This window comes from Chryseobacterium proteolyticum (assembly GCF_046591535.1).
GTDB lineage: Bacteria > Bacteroidota > Bacteroidia > Flavobacteriales > Weeksellaceae > Chryseobacterium > Chryseobacterium proteolyticum.
This window is the reverse complement of the sequence record NZ_JBJLWK010000001.1, coordinates 717871-736076: the sequence shown is the minus strand read 5'-3', so window position 1 is coordinate 736076 and position 18206 is coordinate 717871. Positions and strand designations below refer to the sequence as shown.

General features: G+C 38.0%; 18 protein-coding genes. All 18 read right to left on the bottom strand.

Translation table 11 applies throughout. From position 1 onward, the window contains the following. Nucleotide 1: 1 nt before the first annotated feature. A complete protein-coding gene (locus ACJ5H0_RS03335; protein WP_411247200.1) occupies nucleotides 2-649 on the bottom strand; it encodes a DUF3347 domain-containing protein in 648 nt (215 codons plus the stop codon). Between the two features lie 58 nt (nucleotides 650-707). Then, on the bottom strand, nucleotides 708-1202 hold the full coding sequence (locus tag ACJ5H0_RS03330; protein WP_172282580.1) for a DUF305 domain-containing protein: 495 nt from the start codon (nucleotides 1200-1202) through the stop codon (nucleotides 708-710). Between the two features lie 8 nt (nucleotides 1203-1210). Continuing rightward, a complete protein-coding gene (locus ACJ5H0_RS03325; RefSeq protein WP_411247197.1) occupies nucleotides 1211-2086 on the bottom strand; it encodes a DUF3347 domain-containing protein in 876 nt (291 codons plus the stop codon). 869 nt (nucleotides 2087-2955) lie between these two features. Then, nucleotides 2956-4395: a SusD/RagB family nutrient-binding outer membrane lipoprotein gene (locus ACJ5H0_RS03320; protein WP_411247195.1), complete on the bottom strand. Its 1440-nt coding sequence runs from the start codon at nucleotides 4393-4395 to the stop codon at nucleotides 2956-2958. An 11-nt stretch (nucleotides 4396-4406) separates the two neighbouring features. Beyond that, nucleotides 4407-7427, bottom strand: a complete 3021-nt coding sequence (locus ACJ5H0_RS03315; protein WP_411247192.1) for a SusC/RagA family TonB-linked outer membrane protein — start codon at nucleotides 7425-7427, stop codon at nucleotides 4407-4409. 147 nt (nucleotides 7428-7574) lie between these two features. Further along, nucleotides 7575-8276, bottom strand: coding sequence for a LytR/AlgR family response regulator transcription factor (locus tag ACJ5H0_RS03310; protein WP_411247189.1), 702 nt, complete (start codon nucleotides 8274-8276; stop codon nucleotides 7575-7577). Next, a complete protein-coding gene (locus ACJ5H0_RS03305; protein WP_411247186.1) occupies nucleotides 8257-9063 on the bottom strand; it encodes a sensor histidine kinase in 807 nt (268 codons plus the stop codon). Before ACJ5H0_RS03305 ends, ACJ5H0_RS03310 begins: the two co-directional genes overlap by 20 nt. Continuing rightward, a complete protein-coding gene (locus ACJ5H0_RS03300; protein WP_411247184.1) occupies nucleotides 8987-9328 on the bottom strand; it encodes a hypothetical protein in 342 nt (113 codons plus the stop codon). The genes ACJ5H0_RS03305 and ACJ5H0_RS03300 overlap by 77 nt, the downstream gene beginning before the upstream one ends. Nucleotides 9329-9406: 78 nt before the next feature. Beyond that, nucleotides 9407-9802, bottom strand: a complete 396-nt coding sequence (locus ACJ5H0_RS03295; protein ID WP_411247181.1) for a DoxX family protein — start codon at nucleotides 9800-9802, stop codon at nucleotides 9407-9409. Nucleotides 9803-9879: 77 nt separating this feature from the next. Then, the gene (arsB, locus tag ACJ5H0_RS03290; protein WP_411247179.1) at nucleotides 9880-10854 is read right to left on the bottom strand and encodes an ACR3 family arsenite efflux transporter; all 975 of its coding nucleotides are present in this window, start codon (nucleotides 10852-10854) and stop codon (nucleotides 9880-9882) included. A gap of 33 nt (nucleotides 10855-10887) precedes the next feature. Then, nucleotides 10888-11361: a DUF6428 family protein gene (locus ACJ5H0_RS03285; RefSeq protein ID WP_411247176.1), complete on the bottom strand. Its 474-nt coding sequence runs from the start codon at nucleotides 11359-11361 to the stop codon at nucleotides 10888-10890. Nucleotides 11362-11418: 57 nt separating this feature from the next. Further along, nucleotides 11419-11745, bottom strand: a complete 327-nt coding sequence (locus ACJ5H0_RS03280; protein ID WP_172282600.1) for an ArsR/SmtB family transcription factor — start codon at nucleotides 11743-11745, stop codon at nucleotides 11419-11421. 127 nt (nucleotides 11746-11872) lie between these two features. Beyond that, nucleotides 11873-12997, bottom strand: coding sequence for an ABC transporter permease (locus ACJ5H0_RS03275; protein ID WP_411247173.1), 1125 nt, complete (start codon nucleotides 12995-12997; stop codon nucleotides 11873-11875). After that, nucleotides 12994-14100, bottom strand: a complete 1107-nt coding sequence (locus ACJ5H0_RS03270) for an ABC transporter permease (RefSeq protein ID WP_411247169.1) — start codon at nucleotides 14098-14100, stop codon at nucleotides 12994-12996. The genes ACJ5H0_RS03275 and ACJ5H0_RS03270 overlap by 4 nt, the downstream gene beginning before the upstream one ends. A gap of 2 nt (nucleotides 14101-14102) precedes the next feature. Further along, complete coding sequence (locus ACJ5H0_RS03265; protein WP_411247167.1) at nucleotides 14103-14846, bottom strand: ABC transporter ATP-binding protein; 744 nt, start codon at nucleotides 14844-14846, stop codon at nucleotides 14103-14105. Continuing rightward, nucleotides 14836-15777 carry an ABC transporter ATP-binding protein gene (locus ACJ5H0_RS03260; protein WP_411247165.1) on the bottom strand — a complete coding sequence of 314 codons (942 nt, stop codon included), beginning with the start codon at nucleotides 15775-15777 and terminating at the stop codon, nucleotides 14836-14838. The genes ACJ5H0_RS03265 and ACJ5H0_RS03260 overlap by 11 nt, the downstream gene beginning before the upstream one ends. A gap of 98 nt (nucleotides 15778-15875) precedes the next feature. Continuing rightward, nucleotides 15876-16805, bottom strand: a complete 930-nt coding sequence (locus ACJ5H0_RS03255; protein WP_411247161.1) for an HlyD family secretion protein — start codon at nucleotides 16803-16805, stop codon at nucleotides 15876-15878. A gap of 15 nt (nucleotides 16806-16820) precedes the next feature. Next, entirely contained in the window at nucleotides 16821-18107 is a 1287-nt protein-coding gene (locus ACJ5H0_RS03250) for a TolC family protein (RefSeq protein ID WP_411247158.1), read from the bottom strand. Between the last annotated feature and the right edge of the window lie 99 nt (nucleotides 18108-18206).

The window sequence follows — 18206 nt, the reverse complement described above, 5'->3', positions numbered from 1 at the left end:
TTTAATATTCCTTTTTTAAGGAACCACAAGTGAGCATCTTATTACCGTAATAAGGGTTTTTAATTTCTTTTGCTTCGCTGATCCAGATGGCACCTTTTCCATCGTTGAACATCGGGCAATAATCCTGATACAATTTTTGGGTCGTTCCAAATGTTGCAATAAGATCAGCCATGTCATTACTTAATGACATCATGTGTTCCCTTTGGTGATCTATTTTTCCAGCATTATCTCCAATATGCTCCGCATTCTCTTTAGCATCTTCTGCAATTTCCATATATGCTTTATGCTTATCTGCAGGAATAGTTTTCATATCTACCTTCTCTAGGGTAGCTAATAACTGTTTTCCGGCAGTAGCAACAGCTTGACCGTTATCGGCAACAAGTGCATTTTTTAAAATTAAATAATCTTTGATTAAAGGATCTATAGAAAAATTGTTAACAGGGTCTTTGACAGCTGTCTTTTCATTTGATTTATTGTTGATTTCTTCTGCTGTATTGGTATTTTCTAATTGGGCGGCTGATTGTGTTTCTGTTGCAGAAGAAGCACGGTCAGTATGTTGTTCCGCATTTTTATCCGGTGATTTTGTACAGGAGAATAAAGTAATTGCCATCATTGAGACAACACTGATTGATAAGAATATATTTTTCATGGTATAGGTACTATTAAATTTTTTTTGATTTCATAATTGTTATAATATGAATTTTACCTTATTTTTTGTTGAGTTCTTCCAGCTTCCGCTTCATGAGTTCGATTTCATTGGCCTGGGTTTCCAATATGTTTTTTTGGAGTTGTATCAATTCCGGGTCAGTAAGTTTTGTCTTTTCTGACATAAGAATAGCGGCCGCATGATGAGGGATCATTCCCTTTACAAATTCTTTATCATCCACCATAATCTGTTCTCTGATTCCGAACCAGGAAAAAATGCCTAAAGCAAGAGAAAATACAATGATGATCCCATTGATTTTCTTGTTTTTATACATATCCTTCATGATCAATAATTCAATAATTAACATGACGGATACCATAAGCAAGGTCATATAAAAGTTATTGATATTGGGAATGAGGTTTTGTATTCCGTCGATCATTGAATACATAATGAAGTACATGGCAACAAACATAGCAACAGCCATCATGATAAATCGTTTATACATTCCTGTATGGTTTTTATGTTGCATTCCGTGATGATCTGATTGATTATCCATAACTGATATTATTTAAGTGTTTCTACTGTGCTGCCACAAGTCATCATCTGAGAACCAAAATAAGGGTTCTTGATCTCATTTTCCAGGCTCAGCCAATCAGCTCCTTTCCCATTATTATACATAGGACAATGCTGATAATATATAGGATTACCCTGTTTGGATACCTTTGCGAGGTCGTACATATTTTTAGATAATACAGCAAATATTTCTCTTTGTTTGGCAACATCTTTAGCAGAGGAAATCTTTTCTGCATTAAGGGTCAGGTCCTTCATTACTTTCATCCAGACCATATGTTCTTCATTTGAAAGTTGGTTCATTTCCACGGCTTTAATTGCTTTTGACAGTTCAGAAGCTTTAGTTGATGCATTATCGGCATCTGTTTTAACCAGTGCATTTTTTAAAGAGAAGTAGTTATCGAAAACAGCTTTTAGCTGAGATGTATTCTGGGTAGCTATCATGTTGTTTTCTTCCGTTTTTTTCTGGTCATGGTTCATATGGTCAGTCTTCATATTCATGTCCATAGCCTTATTTTGAGAAGCGGGTTTTAAATCCCTTTTGTAATGACAACATTCCGGTAATGCTGCATAAGCATTGTCAGGAGCTAAAAATTTTTCACTGTCATACCCTGCCAGAGCTATTCTTTTTAATATTTCGTCCTGATTGGTCTTCTGAGGATCGTAGGTTAAAGTAGCCATTTTGGTATCTTTGTTCCAGCTTACTGTGGCTATTTTTCTTAGGTTTCCCGCTTTTTCTATATTCGCTTTACAGATGTCACAATTCCCATAGATCTTTACGGTTTCTGTTTTTATATTTTGAGATTGGGCATAGATTAGTAATGAAAACAGCAAGGTGAATGCTATCCATATTTTTGATATTGATTTCATTGTATAGAGTATTTTGTGAACAAAAGGAATATTCCTGTTGTTTCAGTTAATAAATTGAATGGAAAAAAATTAAAATGTATCCTTACAAAAAGGCACACTTTAGGCTATAAAATACAGGATCTAGCCTATTTTAGGGATTAACCAAATGGATTGAAAGCCTTTAGAAACAGCACTTTCATAAGTTAAAAAAGAAACAGGAGAAAAGACTTCTACTGTAAGAAAACTAAAATCATGTCTGTCCGGTAAAGTTGGATTTAAATTGGATGCCGGGCATTTGCATAAAGGATTATTGCATTTTCCTGGACATTTTTTAGAACCACAGGAATTACACTGATCTTTTTTAATAGATTTTGAAATATTGAGTTCACAACGCGATTTCTCTTGTAAGGAAATTTTTACAGCACATGCATAGATTTGCTTGGGCATGAATAAAAATCCCAATAGAATAAAAATCAATATGTACTTACGTTGAAACATAATAATATACAAAATTAATGTTTTTTTTTTAATCGAACATCAATTTATGCCTCACATGTTTGTTTTTTTACTCTACGGATCATGAATTATTACAGGACAAAAAAAAAGGCTTAAGAGTCTGAAAACTCATTAAGCCTTAACGATTCACAGCGTGAATACTAACCTATATATTGTTATGTTCTTTGGAAAAATAAGGTATGATAGTGTTTTTGCCAACCCTAATTCACAGTTCAAAGATGATCAATTGGTGTGTAAAAAAAATAAAATGATCTACGAATGCAAGAGTCCGGTCTATAAAAGTTTTAATAAAAAACCTGCATGAGTCATGCAGGCTAAAATCACAACTGAAAAAATTTAATATGAAGTTGATTGTGTGAATTTATAAATGCTGTTTAATGGATATCCCAGAAGATTTTAGTCGTTAATTTATCTCCTCCGATAGCGGTGGCGGCTTTGGAATAATTGGTTCCGTTCGTAGTTGCTTCAAGCGATGGATATTGCAGTCTTACAGGGACTTTTCCTTCTGCATTGTTAATGGCGGTAGGAGGAGCCTGAAGAGCGGGATAATCCAGCCTGCGGTAAAAATTCCATGATACTACAGGAAGATTATATAGAGCAATCCATGCCTGTTCTCCGATTGATTTTTTCCAGTTGCCGGGGTTATAAGGGTGGGCTGTCAGGTAAGTTTCAGCCTCCTGGGCAGAAAGTTCCCATTCCAGGAATGAGGCCCGGACAGCATCTTTATAAAGCGTCTCCGGATTTCCTCCGATTCCAAACCGGGCAGCTGCTTCTGCAAGATAAAATGTTACTTCTGTATGCGTCATCAGGTTTCCCGGAGTCACTGGAATATAAGCAAAGATTCCGGGAGAGGAAAAAGCGAAAAAGTTTCCGGGAGCTCCTATGGTCTGTCCCAGATAAACTCCGTTTACATCTCTGAAGTACTTGGTTACCCTTTGGTCGGAAGTAGCATTGAGATAATCTATAAAAGGTTTTCCTCCAATAAAATCGTTTCTTCCATTATTAGCCAGATTTTCGAATATAGGGCTGAAATTGGGTGTCTCCGCAAGGTATCTGAAAATACAGTTCTGAGACTGATCCGTAATTACTCCTCCGGAAATCGCTGTATTGATTGCTGTCCTAGCCAGGTTTGCATCAATATCGGAAATAGCGATCCCCAGTTTCAGAAGTAACGAGTTCCCGAATTTTTTCCATTTTGCGATATCTCCACCATACAAAATGTCTCCGGAGCCAAAAGTCCCTTCTCCTTCCTTCAGTCTGTTGATGTCCGCCATAAGACGATTGATCATGCTTTCATAAATTTTTTGGTCATCGTCATAAACCGGAAGCGGGTATTTTTCATTGTTGAGAGCCTGGCTGTACGGAATATCTCCATAAGTGTCTGTCAAAGTCTGAAATGTATAAACTGATAAAATATCAATAATGGCCAGCTGATTCTGCTTTTTAGCCTGCCAGCTGGTCACTTCGGAAGCGGAAGGCTGGTACTGCTCTATCAGTTCCTTAGCTTTATTGAGGCTGTTAAGCACATTTACATAATTATCGGTCCATACATTATTGGAAACATTTCTTGCTGTAAAATTATAGTTGCTTTCATTCACATAAACGGTTTCCTGCCAATACTGCATAATAAGACGAAAATTATTTTCGTTCACACTGGGAGTGTTCATATAATCGCTCAGTTCCTTTTCCGCATAAGTAATAAGAGTTTCCGGGATCGTGTTATAAGTGACATGGGGATCATTATTTACATCCTCCGATGTGCAGCCCATTAATACCGAAAATAGTATAGAGCTTATCATTATTTTATTTTTCATTTTCATAGTTTTTAAAAATTAACTTTCAGGTTAAATGCAAAATTTCTGGTTGCAGGCATCACTCCGGACTGATATCCCTGAATATTTCCCGATGACAAACCAGCTTCGGGATCTGAATAAGGAAGGTTTTTGTGGATGATCCAGAGGTTACTTCCCACAACACCCAATGTGAGACTCTGAATGCCTATATTTCCCAGAGATTTCTTATCAAAAGTATAAGAAACGGATACCTGGCGTAGTTTTATAAAGCTGGCATCATAAACAAAGGCAGAAGAAGGTGGGTCGGTTTCAATGATCTGGCTGGATCTGGAACGATCCAGACGTATCGTGTTGGGAATATAATGTCCCGGATTATTAGGATCCTCCATCACTCCGGGTAATATAACTCCTCCTCCATTAGATAATGTGTTTCTTATAGGATTACCTAAATCATTCAATCCCACAGAGTCGGGATAAAGTCCTGTTCCATAGCCGAAATATTGGTCCAGTGAGAAGATCTTTCCTCCTTTTTTCCAATCGATCTGAAAGCTTACATTAAAATTTTTATAGGTAAAAGAATTGTTGAGTCCGGCAATAAAGTCAGCCTGGAAACTTCCCAGGTTGTGATTGGTATCATCCGTGTGAAGGTAAGCACCGTTTTTTCCAATGATCTTATTTCCATTAGGATCATACACAAAATCTGCTCCCCAGATGCTTCCATACTCCTCATTAAGTGGTGCGTTGATAGAAATCCCTCCCGGAAGCGTTCCTATTGAAATGTTTTCTGTCCCTTCTCTTAAGGCGGTAACTTTTGTTTTAGGATTGGACCAGTTGATGCTCATATCCCAGTTGAAGTTGTTCAATTTTAAAGGAGTTATATTGAATGAGACCTCAAATCCTTTGGTGGTAAGCTCCCCTGTATTCTGAATTTTGCTTCCGGAGCCGTTGGCAAGAGAAATAGGAAGTGGTAAAATCTGATCAAAGGCAATATTTCTGAACCAGGCAACGTCAAAACCTATTCTGTTTTTAAAGAACTGCATATTGGTACCCAATTCAAGGTTTTTAAGCTTTTGCGGAAGCAGGTCGGCATTCCGCAAGACCGTATTGTAAGAATATACAGGGTTGTTTCCAAAGGATGACTGAACAATGAACCTGTTTCTCAATTGATCTGCATTGGTGTCAGAACCTACTTCTGCGTAGGCAGCCCTTACCTTTCCAAAACTCAGCCATTTTTGTTGCAGCAGATTGGAAAATACCATGCTGGCTGAAACGGATGGATAGTAGTAAGCTTCTTTTCCTTTAGGCAATGAACTGGATTGGTCTCTTCTGAAAGTCCCTTCAATGTAATACGTGTTTTTATATCCTAAGGAAGCCTGGACAAACGCTCCGTAAACATATTTTGATGTATCCGATATCAGGGGTTTTGCAGGTGTTGCTGCAGAATTGGAAATGGTATACAGGTCATCGATGTACAATCCTCCGGATGTGGTCTGGGCATTGGAATAGCTGGACTGGACATTGATATTTCCCCCGATCAGTGCCTGGATATTAAAATTTTCTCCAATATTCTTTTTGTAGGTTGCGATAAGGTCGTAATTGGTTTCTGTAAAGCGGAAATCGGTAATAGCATATCCGGAAGGCTGTTCAATAGGATTAAAACTAAAGAATGCAGGTATTGAGCCTTTGGCCCTCCGCTCTTCTGTGATCATCGTATATCCGTCGGTACCTACCCTTCCCAGTATATTGATGCTTTTGGAAAGATCATAGCTCAGGCTGAAGTTTCCTGCAAAACGATCCCTTTTATCGTTTTGATAATTCTTATAGCGTGTAAAATAAGGATTATCCCAATAACCCGGACGTAAATCATCAGGAGAAAGGATGTTCCAGGTATAGTTTTTATTAAATGTTTCATAAAGATATTTTTGGTATTGAATATCGACATTGGTAGGCCACCACTGCCTGAAATTACCTATAATATTATCCCCGTAACCCGTAGAATTCCGGCCTTTGGTATTTTGAGTTACATAATTGGCAAAGATTGTAGCGGTAAGATTATCCGTTATTTTATACGACGCATTGCCCCCGAAATTATTTTTGATCAGGGAAGAGTTGGGAAGAATATCTGTTGCATTGATATTGGAATAGCTTAATCTGAAGGTAGCACGGTCATTTCCCCCGCTTAGTGCGATATTATTGGTTTGATTAATTGCTTTCTCAAAAAAAGTTACCGGTCCGTTTTTGGCCATTACCCATGGTGTTCTCTTTCCAAAGTTGCGTGAACCGGGAATAAATGCATCATATTGCCACACCATAAGGTTAGGATCAAATGGCGCTCCATAGGAAGAATCTGAAAAAGAGGAAATCGGATGTCCCTGATAAGAATTGAAAATGTTTCCATCGTATCCCTGCCCGTATTCTGTCTGATATTTTGGAAAGGTTGACTTATCCACAGTAGAAACGGAAATGCTTCCACTGTATTCAAGACCGATCCCCTGGGTATTTTTCCTGCCTTTTTTCGTTGTGATGATTATGGCTCCATTCTGTGCCCTGGATCCGTACAATGCGGTGGCTGCAGCTCCTTTTAATACATTGAGTGTTTCAATATCATTGGGATTGATATCGGAAACCGGGCTGCCGTAATCATAGCCTCCAAAGCCATTAACCTGAAGCGGGGAATTGATATTCCTGTTGATGATGGGAACTCCATCTACCACAAACAAAGCCTGGTTATCTCCAAGGATAGATTTATATCCCCTGGAAACAGCATTGACTGATCCTCCGAAATTGGTAGACTGCTTGATCTCAAGACCAGCCACTTTACCGGATAGATTATTAATGAAATTGGTGGTAGGATTTTTATTAATTTCTTCGCCTTTTACTTCCTGGGTAGAATATCCTAAAGATCTTTTTTCTCTCTTTATTCCTAAAGCAGTTACCACCACACCTTCTATATCCTGGGTTTTAATGGTATCTTGCTTTCCCTGTGCAAAAACAAGCCCGTGTCCTATAAAAAAGACGACACCTGCGCTGAGAAGCTTCATCCGGTAATTCATAATTATTGATTTTTTTAACTGTTATGAGTCAAAATTCAATAATTGGTGAATATTTTAATGAAATGTATATATCAACAGCTGGATAACGTCTACTAAAACTGGAAGCCGGAAAAATGATACCATTACAGAATAAAGGCTTAAAGAATGCTACAATTCAACAAATGGCTTATACGTTCTGCCTATGGGAAGCTTTTTACCGTTTATCTGAATCATATTGGCTGATTTAACTTCTATTTTTAATTTAGAAACAATATAGGATTTATGAATACGGAAGAATATTTTTGAAGGTAGGCTTTTTTCAATTTTACTGATGGGCATTTTAAAGGTGAGCGTTTCTGCTTTTGTATGGATATTGATATATTCACGCAGACTTTCAATATAAAAAATGTCCTGAAGTGTGATCTTAACCTGTTTTTTTCCGCTGTTAATGAAAATGTAATCACGGTCGGCAATTTCCAGTAAAGCTTCTTCGGATTCCACAATGTGTCTGAATTTACTGATGGCAGTAACAAACCTATCGTAAGGAATGGGTTTCATCAGGTAATCCACGACATCGAGTTCATACCCTTCTACTGCATATTGATGATAAGCTGTGGTTACAATGACAAAGGGAGGATTCTTTAATTTTTTCAGAAAATCAAATCCTTTTATAACGGGAAGGTTAAGATCAAGAAACATAAGATCTACATCATGAATGTTTAAAAGGCTGCTTGCGTGTACAGCATCGGCACATTTTCCAACAAGGTTGAGTTCTTCGTTCCGGATTACAAAATTTTCCAGAATTTCAGCTGCAATAGGCTCATCTTCCACGATAATGCAGTTGTATTTTTTAGATGCTGAATGTATCATTGAGGTCAATGGTTAGTTTAACGTTATACCGATCATTTTTATCTTCCACAGAAAGGATATGTTCCGGATACAATAATTCCAGTTGTCTGCGGATATTTTTTAATCCTATTTTAGTAGAATCACCGGCTATCTGTTCTTTGGAGTTTTCTACAGAATAATGGAGGATGCCGTTTTTCAGGCGAATATCTATATGTATAAATGAATTGCCCAGACTTTCGGATACGCCATGTTTAAATGCATTTTCAATAAACTGAATCAGTATCAACGGTGAAATTTCCTGCGACGGATTATCGATGTCTTCTTTAAAATTAACAAAAAGCCGACGGTGACGAATTTTCTGAATTTCAATAAAATCTTTAATGTTCTCAATATCTTTTGCAATGGAAATGTGTCGTTCAGCTGCTTCATAGATATTATAACGCATGATTTTGGAAAGCTGGAGAATGACGTCTGGGGTCTCATCGGCCTTTTTCAGTGCCATTCCGTAGATGTTATTAAGCGTATTGAACAGAAAATGCGGATTGATCTGGGCTTTCAGCATGGTGAGTTCCTGATCCAGTTTTTCCGATTTCAGCATGGATATCTGGTTCTTGAGAAGGTTCTTCTGCCGGGTAATTTCAACTCCGAATACCAATCCGACCATAAAAATAAGATCCATGAATGAATTGAAAGCAACCAGTCCGTTGATAAACCCCGAAGGTTGTTTCCCGTCAAGGGTTTCCGTAACTCCGTATATGTAAGGATAAATGATATAATGCGTAAAAAAACCGATGCCCCAACACGGCAAAGATCACAATGAGAATAGAAAAAAGATACTTGAGAAGCTTACTGATGTCTGTTTTTTCGTAAACATAGAGTAACGCATAGGCAAGAGGGACTTTGACAAAAAAATATCCCAACTCAAGAGTCAGGGTGTTCTGAAGCCTGATCTGCCACTTGAAATCCGGAAACTGATACCGGGACCAATAGAAATCAAGATAAGCCTCAAGGATATAATACAATATCCAAAAAACTAGATGGGTATATAATTTCGATTTGATATTGGTTTTCAAGCTGTCGATTTAAAACTACAAAATACTATTTTTCAAACCAATATAAAAGCAGAAAAGCTATGAAACGAAACTTTTTGTCTATGAACGACCTGCTTCTTTCTTTCTAAAGGAAATTTTCGGAAACATAAGATTCAGAAAACAAAAGATCAAAAGGAAATTAAATTCAATTCCGTTGGTACCCCCTCCTACCACAAACCAGCCGTTTTGTGCATGGACATAATAGATCCCTGATATAAAGATCAGTATGTTGCATATCGCGACCGCTTTTATATATTTGTTCAGCACCAGAAATGGGACGGATAAAAGATGGGTTAATTTAACCATCCACGCGATATACAAGCCCCAGGGACTGAAACCAATGGTATTCAAAAAATGGATGCCAAATTTATTAACATCCCCACTCACAATGGAATCAACACTGTGCATCAATAAAATCACGGATAACGCAAACCTAAGGAAAAAAGACTTTTTCATATAACCAAAAATAGGTCATAGGAAAAAGTCTGGTTTTATTTCAGGTATCAACAACCCTTAAGTGCATACAAAAATGGTTATGGCTTGTTACTATAGTTTTTTAACCATAAGCTGACCTTAACTAATAGTATCAGAACCGGAACTTCAACCAAAGGTCCTATCACACCAACAAATGCCTGTGGAGAATGGATTCCGAACACGGCGATAGATACGGCGATGGCAAGTTCAAAATTGTTTCCTGTTGCAGTAAATGCGATGGCTGCATTTTTATCGTAAGGAATATTCAACAGCTTATTGATAAAGAAACTCATCATAAACATCACTATAAAATAGACGATAAGCGGAATGGCTACTTTTAGCGTATCTAAAGGGAGTTCCAAAATTTTGTCCCCCTTAAGGCTGAACATAAGAATGATGGTAAACAATAAGGCATATAGCGTTAATGGTGATATTTTAGGAATAAACTTTCTCTGGTACCATTCCTTTCCCTTCAATTTTGTAAGTAAATAACGGCTCAGAAAACCGGCAAAAAAAGGGATGCCCAAATATATCAAAACACTTTCTGTTACTTCTGATATGGATACGCTGATATTAAAATTAGCAAGGCCGAGTTTTCCGGGTAAGACATTGATGAATAACCAAATCATAAAACTGTAGCTGAATACCTGGAATATGCTGTTAAGAGCTACCAACAAGGCTGCATACTCACGGTTACCTTTTGCAAGATCATTCCAGACAAGGACCATTGCAATACATCTTGCCAGTCCTATGAGAATCAGGCCGACCATATAATCAGGTTCATTCCTTAAGAATAAAACAGCTAATATGAACATTAAAACAGGGCCAATCAGCCAGTTCAGCAATAGTGAAACACCGATAACCTTCTTATCTTTGAATGCTACAGGGAGAAGAGAATAATCCACCTTTGCCAATGGCGGATACATCATTACGATTAGACCGACGGCTAAAGGAATATTGGTTGTTCCCACTGATAATGAGGTGATTTCAAAGGCCTTTAATTTTTCTATAGTTTCTAAAACGGATGGATACATAATTTTTGTTTATTTTTAAGATGAGACAGTTGATTAGCAGCATCCTGATTCTGGTGTACAGCAAGCACCTGATTGGGCAGAAAGGTCTGATAATTTGAGTTTTTTCTTTTCAGTTGGAACCCCACAAGCTTCCTGAGCCAGGCAGGCTGTGGTTTTATTTTTAAGGACAAAGGTTTTTCCATTGAAATCCAGATCATACTTTCCGATGGTAATGTTCTGATATTCCACTTCTATTTCATGGTCTTCAATTCCTAATTTTTCTTCGGATAGCGCGATGATATTGAGAAGCTTTCCGGGTTTTAAGCGATGTTCATAGTCATTGGCACTCCAAAGCTGGAAATTGACTACTTTTTCATTTCTTATGGTTCCTCCGCAATCAATAAAGGATTTTGTTATCGTTCCTACTTCTGTAACATGAAAATGCTCAGGTACAAATGTTCCGTCTTCCAATTGAAATTCAACATTATGTAATGTTGGTAAGATGTTTTTGATTTCAGATAATTTCATTGTTTTTATTTTATTTGTTTATTGCAATATTACGATTGATAAGGTCAAAAAAATGCATTAGCAGCATTTTTGTGTAGTAACAGTGGAAATAATCCCCGAGAAATATTCGTTCAAAACTTCAAAAGTTTTTTCATCAATGCAATAGCAAATTGCAGTTCCTTCGATATTTCCTTTGATGAGCCCTGCATTTTTTAATTCTTTTAAATGCTGGGAAACCGTAGCCTGTGCCAGCGGAAGTTCATTAACGATATCCCCGCATATACATGCGTTTACTTTTAAAAGGTATTCTATAATAGCAATCCGTGCAGGATGTCCCAATGCTTTGGCAATAGTGGCTATTTTATTCTGTTTATCCGTAAAATGGTCTGTCTTGGTTGCTCCCATAATGATAACTTTATATTGCAATATTACGATTAATATATTACACTAAAAATATTTTTTCCATTTTAACAATTAATTATTAGAAATATGAACAAAATAATTTTACAATTATCGTTGATTTTCAGTGCTTTCAACTCGTTTTCCTGTAGTTGTAAATTGCCAGTGAATTCAGGAGCAATGCGAATCCCAGCAGGTAGAAAAACTCGGTTTTGATCTCAGAGAATCCACTTCCCTTCAGTACAATAAGCCTTACGACTTTAATGAAATGGGTAACAGGGGTGAAATTGGATATCTGTTCCGCCCAGTCGGGCATGCTTTCGGTGTTGGTGAAAAATCCGCTCATCAACATAAAGATCATCATGAAGAAAAATGCAATGAACATTGCCTGAAGCTGTGTATCGGCAAAAGTAGAGATCAGGAGGCCCAACCCTAACAATGCAATAAGGTAAACTGCTGCAAAAAGATAAAGGGTCAAAAGGCTTCCTTCAGGAAATATGCCGTAAATAATGTACATTACAATCAATCCGATGATAAAAACAGTCATTCCTACAATCCAGAAAGGAATCAGTTTCCCCAGGATAAATTGCCATTTTTTTATGGGAGTAACGTTAATTTGTTCAATGGTTCCGATTTCTTTTTCCTTGACAATATTAAGAGCCGTAATGAATCCTCCGATCAGTGTCAGAAGCAGGACCAGTATTCCCGGAACCATATAGTATTTATATTCTGCCCTTGGATTATACCAGTTGGTACTTGCCACTTTAATGGTTGCCGGAGATACAGTGGTGGTTTTAACCGGTGATTTAATATTAATATCCAGATTTTTGTTAAAATCTCCGATAACCGATACCAGATAGCTACCTCCCAGAGAAGACTTTGTCCCGTTGATTGCATCTACCGATATATTTATTTTCTGGCTTTCCTCGCGGACCAAATTGCGTTCAAAGTGAGCAGGGATCTCCAGAACAAGATCGGCATCACCTTGTTCAATCATTTTCAATCCTTTTTGGTAGGAATCCGGGTTTCCTGCAATTTTAAAATATCCGGATGAAGCAATTTTGTTGATCAGTCTGTGGGAATAGCTACTTTGATCGTGATCAACATATGCAATATTAATATTTTTTACCTCAAAGTTAGCCGCCCATGGCATGATGATGAGCTGTATTGTCGGCATCATGAACATCATTGCCAGGATAATCTTATCCCTGAAGATCTGACGGAATTCTTTTCTTAAAATAAAGCTTAATACTTTCATGACAAGCGGATTTTAAATTTCTTTAAGGCAAACGTTAAGAGTCCACCTGCCATAATGAGTAAAACAAGAGTTTCTTTCCATACATAACTAAAGCCCAGTCCTTTCAGCATAACTGCTTTTACGATATCATAGTAATATCTTGAGGGAAGGATGTGTGATACGACACGGAATATCCAGGGCATATTTTCTATAGGGAACATAAATCCTGTAAGCAATAATGTAGGTAGCATCATTCCCATCATAGAAATCAGCATGGCTGTCTGTTGGGAGTTGGTTACATTCGAGATCAGCAATCCCAGGGAAAGACATGTGATAATGAATAAGATGCTTTCTCCAAATAATAAAAGCAGGCTGCCCCGGATTTCTACATCCAGCAGATACACAGATAGCAGCAGGATGATCACAAAATTGACCAAAGACAATACAAGATAAGGAATGGCTTTGGCCATCAGGACCATAACGGGCTTAAAAGGAGAAACCAATAAGATTTCCATGGTTCCCATTTCTTTTTCACGAACGACAGACACAGAGGTTAAAGCCGTACTCACAATCATAAAAATTAAAGCAATCACTCCCGGAATAAAATTCAGTGAGCCGTTTTGTTCTTCATTGTATAACAGCCTTATTTCGGGAATTATTTTATATGTGATTTTGATATGGGGATTAAGTTGTTGCTGATAATCATTAATGATATTGTTGAGATAATTGGTTAATATCGTTGCGGTATTGGGATCTGATGCATCCGCTATAATCTGAATTTGCGCTCCGCCTGTACGATAGAGATCTTTTCCGAAATTGACCGGGAATATAACTGCACATTTGATGCTTCCTTCTTTAAACCTTCTTTCCACATCCGGATAATTCAGGATGGGTCCATGCATTGTAAAATAGGGGCTTGCCTGTATTTTGGAAATGATCTGGACGGAATGGATGTCATGGGCATTATCCTGTATGGCAATGCCTATATTTTTTACCTCGCTGCTTAATGCATATCCAAATAAGATGATTTGAACGACAGGCAAACCAAAAAGGATAAGTAAGGTTCTCCGATCTCTGAAAACATGGTAAAATTCTTTCCTGATAAATACGAGTAACTGTTTCATAACTAATCTCCTGATCTTTTGGCACTTCTTGCCAACTGGTAAAAAACTTCGTCCATCGAGTGGGTTCCAAACTGGTTCTTCAGGTTAGCGGGGGTATCCATGGCTTCTACTCTTCCGTCCACCATTACAGTAATCCGGTTACAATATTCTGCTTCATCCATATAATGGGTGGTCACGAACACCGTGATCCCATCCGCTGCTGCCTGATAGATCATATCCCAGAACTGCCTTCTTGTAATGGGATCTACTCCACCTGTGGGTTCATCCAGGAATACGATTTTAGGCCTGTGAAAAACAGCTACTGAAAAGGCCAGCTTTTGTTTCCAGCCCAGCGGTAAGGAACCCACCAGTTTTTTAGCCTCGTTTTCCAGTCCTAATCTGGAAATGAGTTCATTGCTTCGTGTTTTTATATCTGAACGCGATACGCCATATACTCCTCCATAAAACTCAATATTCTCCAATACAGTAAGATTATCGTATAAAGAGAACTTCTGACTCATATAGCCTATATTTTTCTTGATCTCTTCCTGTTGTTTGTATACATTATAACCGGCTACTATTGCTTTTCCTGAGGTTGGAAAAGAAAGGCCACAAAGGATACGCATGGCGGTGGTCTTCCCTGCCCCGTTGGCTCCCAGGAAACCGAATATTTCGCCCTGTTCTACATCGAAGGAAATACCGTCTACGGCCTTAAAATCTCCAAACTGCTTGGTCAGATCTTTACAGATAATTGCTTTATTTCCCATGGTTCGTTTCTCTTATTTCTTTTTGTTCACGCATCAGACGAATAAAACTATCCTCAATAGCGGGGGTAATTTTTTTGATCTCAAATTCATCAGGATGATACGATTGGGCTAGTTCTGTCACCTCCTTTTCAGTTGCCGTATCAGAAACCATAGTAAGATGAAGATATTCTCCGAATGCATAGCAACTTTCAACAGCTTGGTCAGATCTCAGGTTTTCCAACAATTGATACATATTGGCACCTTTAGCTGCAAAAAGGGATTTGGGAAAATTGGAGACGATTGTTTCGGGTTGATCTACAGACATGATCTTTCCTCCCTGTATCAAGGCGATCCGGTCACAAAGTTTGGCTTCATCCATATAAGGTGTAGAAACAACGATACTTATATTCTGCTCTTTTAATCTTCCTAGCATTTCCCAGAATTCTTTTCTTGAAACCACATCCACACCGGTGGTTGGCTCATCCAGAAACAGCACTTCCGGTTTATGGATCAATGCACAGCACAAAGCGAGTTTTTGCTTCATTCCCCCTGAAAGCTTACCTGACCTTCTGTTGTTGAATGGTTTGATCTGCTCATAAATATCTTTAATGAGACTGTAATTTTCCTCTATGGTTGTTCCAAATAAGGTAGCGAAGAAGTCCAGGTTTTCTGCCACGGTGAGATCCTGATATAGTGAAAATTTTCCTGGCATGTAGCCTACTTTATTTCGGATAATCTGGTAATCGTTTACCACATCATGTCCTTCCACAGTGGCTGTTCCACTATCAGGAAGTAAAAGTGTGGTAAGAATCCTGAAAATAGAGGTCTTACCAGCACCATCAGGACCGATTAACCCAAAGAGTTCCCCCTTTTTTACTTCAAATGAAACCTCATCAATGGCTTTTATATCGCCGTAGGACTTGGTCAGGTTTTTTACTATTACTGAATTCATTTTTATTTTGAATTATGAATTATGAATTATGAATTATGAATTGAGGGTTGAGAGTTGAAAGAGGAAAAAGATTGAACTTTTTAATTTTCCATTTTTAATTAAAAAACTACCTCACCGTACATTCCAATTTTCAAATAACCATCATTCTTTACACGTACTTTTATAGCGTAAACGAGATTGGCTCTTTCGTCCTTAGTCTGAATATTTTTTGGAGAGAATTCGGATTGAGATGAGATCCATTGTATGCTTCCTTTGTATTCCCTGAATCCATTCTTACCCTGATCGATTCTTACTTTTACCTGCTGCCCTATTTTAACCTGAGGAAGCTGGACTCCCGTTATATAAGCTCGTAAATCAAGGGTACTGATATCGGCTATTTTATACAAGGGCTTACCGATCAGCTGCATTTCTCCTTTGAGGGCATAATTAACAAGCACTACTCCATTAACAGGGTTAATGATCTGTCCTTTGTTAATCTGTTCCTGAAACTGGGCCGCTGTTTTCTCCAAAGGAGCTTTTTCACTGAGAATACTTCTGTTTTGGGTATTGACAGTGGAGTTATTGACTGATCGTTGCTGGCGGGTGGCTTCAATCTGTTTTCTTAGTTGATCAATGGCGGCATCGATATCGTCGAGCTGTTTCCTTGTAGCAGCATCTGCTTTCAATAAGTTAGCTGTACGTATTCGTTCACGGAGCTGTTGTGCCAGTTGAGCTTCCTGTACAGCAAGCTGCTTTTTGATCAGCAGATTCTGCTCATCTGCATTATTGGTTTTTTGGTTTAGGGCTCCGATGCTTGCTTCGGCCTGCTCTTTCTGAAGAGTGGCTACTTTTACATCTATTTGTCCTACTTTACTTCCTGCATGAAGTTGCGATCCTTCCTGAACGGAATAAGAAATCAGCTCACCGTTTTGCTGTGCGGATACAATAACCTCATCGGCTTCAAAGTTTCCTGAAGCGTCAAAATTATCTTTTTGTTGACATGCCGTCAAGAGTAAAGTATAGGCTAAGGGGATGATTATTTTTTTCATTATAACAATGGATTATTAATTTCCGGTTATGAATTTCTGATTGTATCTGGCCTGTAATAATTGAATCTGATGAAGAACTAGGGTTTGTCTTGCAAGATGTTCAGCATTGAGTTTCTGAATGTATTCGTGGATGGTGATTACTCCATTATCAAGCTGTGCTTCTGCAGATTGTTTTACAGATTGCCGCAGGACAATGATGTTTTCATCCTGTGTGATCAGTTGGGTGTATTTTTTTACCTGTTCATCCTGCTGCGTAAGATCCAGTTTTGTGTTCAGAAGGAATGTATCTCTGTCTGCATCCGCAGTTTTTTTGTTTAACTCCAGTATTTCTTTTTTGTTGGATGAGGTATACAAACTGTCAAGAGACCAGCTAAACCTAACTCCTGTAATAAACCACGGACCGAACTTATTCTCAATAATATTAAGTGTAGGCCTTCCATATGCTCCCTGGAAGAATGCACTTACCCTGGGGAGAAAATCGGATTTCAACTGTTTTTTCTGGAGGTCATAAATGGAGTTTTGGAGATCAAAAGCTTTGAGCTCAGGCCTTCTAATTTCTGTTTGAAAATAATCACTGTCGGGAGTTTCAAGTTTCGTAGAATCTGAAAGTTCTTTCCCAATGAAAATGGAAAGCATCTTAAGATAGGCTTCCCGGTTAGCTTTATACTCTGTTGCCATCATATCGATATTGATGATCTCTGCTTTTAGTTCATCCAGATTGCTTCTGTACGCAACACCATATTTTAATGCGGCTTCTGTCTTCTGGATCTGGGTATGAAGGTTGGATTTGTTGAGGTCGTTTTGTTTTAGCTGTGCATCCATAAGCAGGATGGAGAAAAACAGATTATTGACCCTTTGCTTTAATGTATAAAGGCTTGTTTCAATGTTTTGTTGCTGTAATTCAGTATTGGCTTTTATCAGTTCCTTCTGGTTGTGAGTGGTTCCTCCATCGTACAATACCTGGTCTATCTCTCCCTGAATTTTGTATTGGTCCTTACTGAGTGAAGGAAGTGCTGCATTGATCGGGAGTGCTCCCAGTGCATCCGAAAAACTGATGGTTTGAGACTGGTATGTGGCCTGGCCGGAAAAAGAAACCTGGGGAAGATATTTCTTATTGGCGTTTTCAATATTGTAACCGGCTGTTTTTGCAATCATCCCTTTTTTTCTGATTAGCGGGTAATTGTCTTTTGCCAGCTGATAACATTCTTCAAGACTAAGGCTTTGAAGCTGAGATTTAAAAGAAGTTGTGGAGACACAACCCAGAACGAAAACCAGCAGGTATTTTTGAGCATTTTTGTACATAATAACTCATCGTTTATAGGTTAAAAATCATTTTTTTTATTTTTCAATTCTTGTTTAAAATTTCGTTTTAATCATTTGATTAAATTAGGGTCAAAAAAA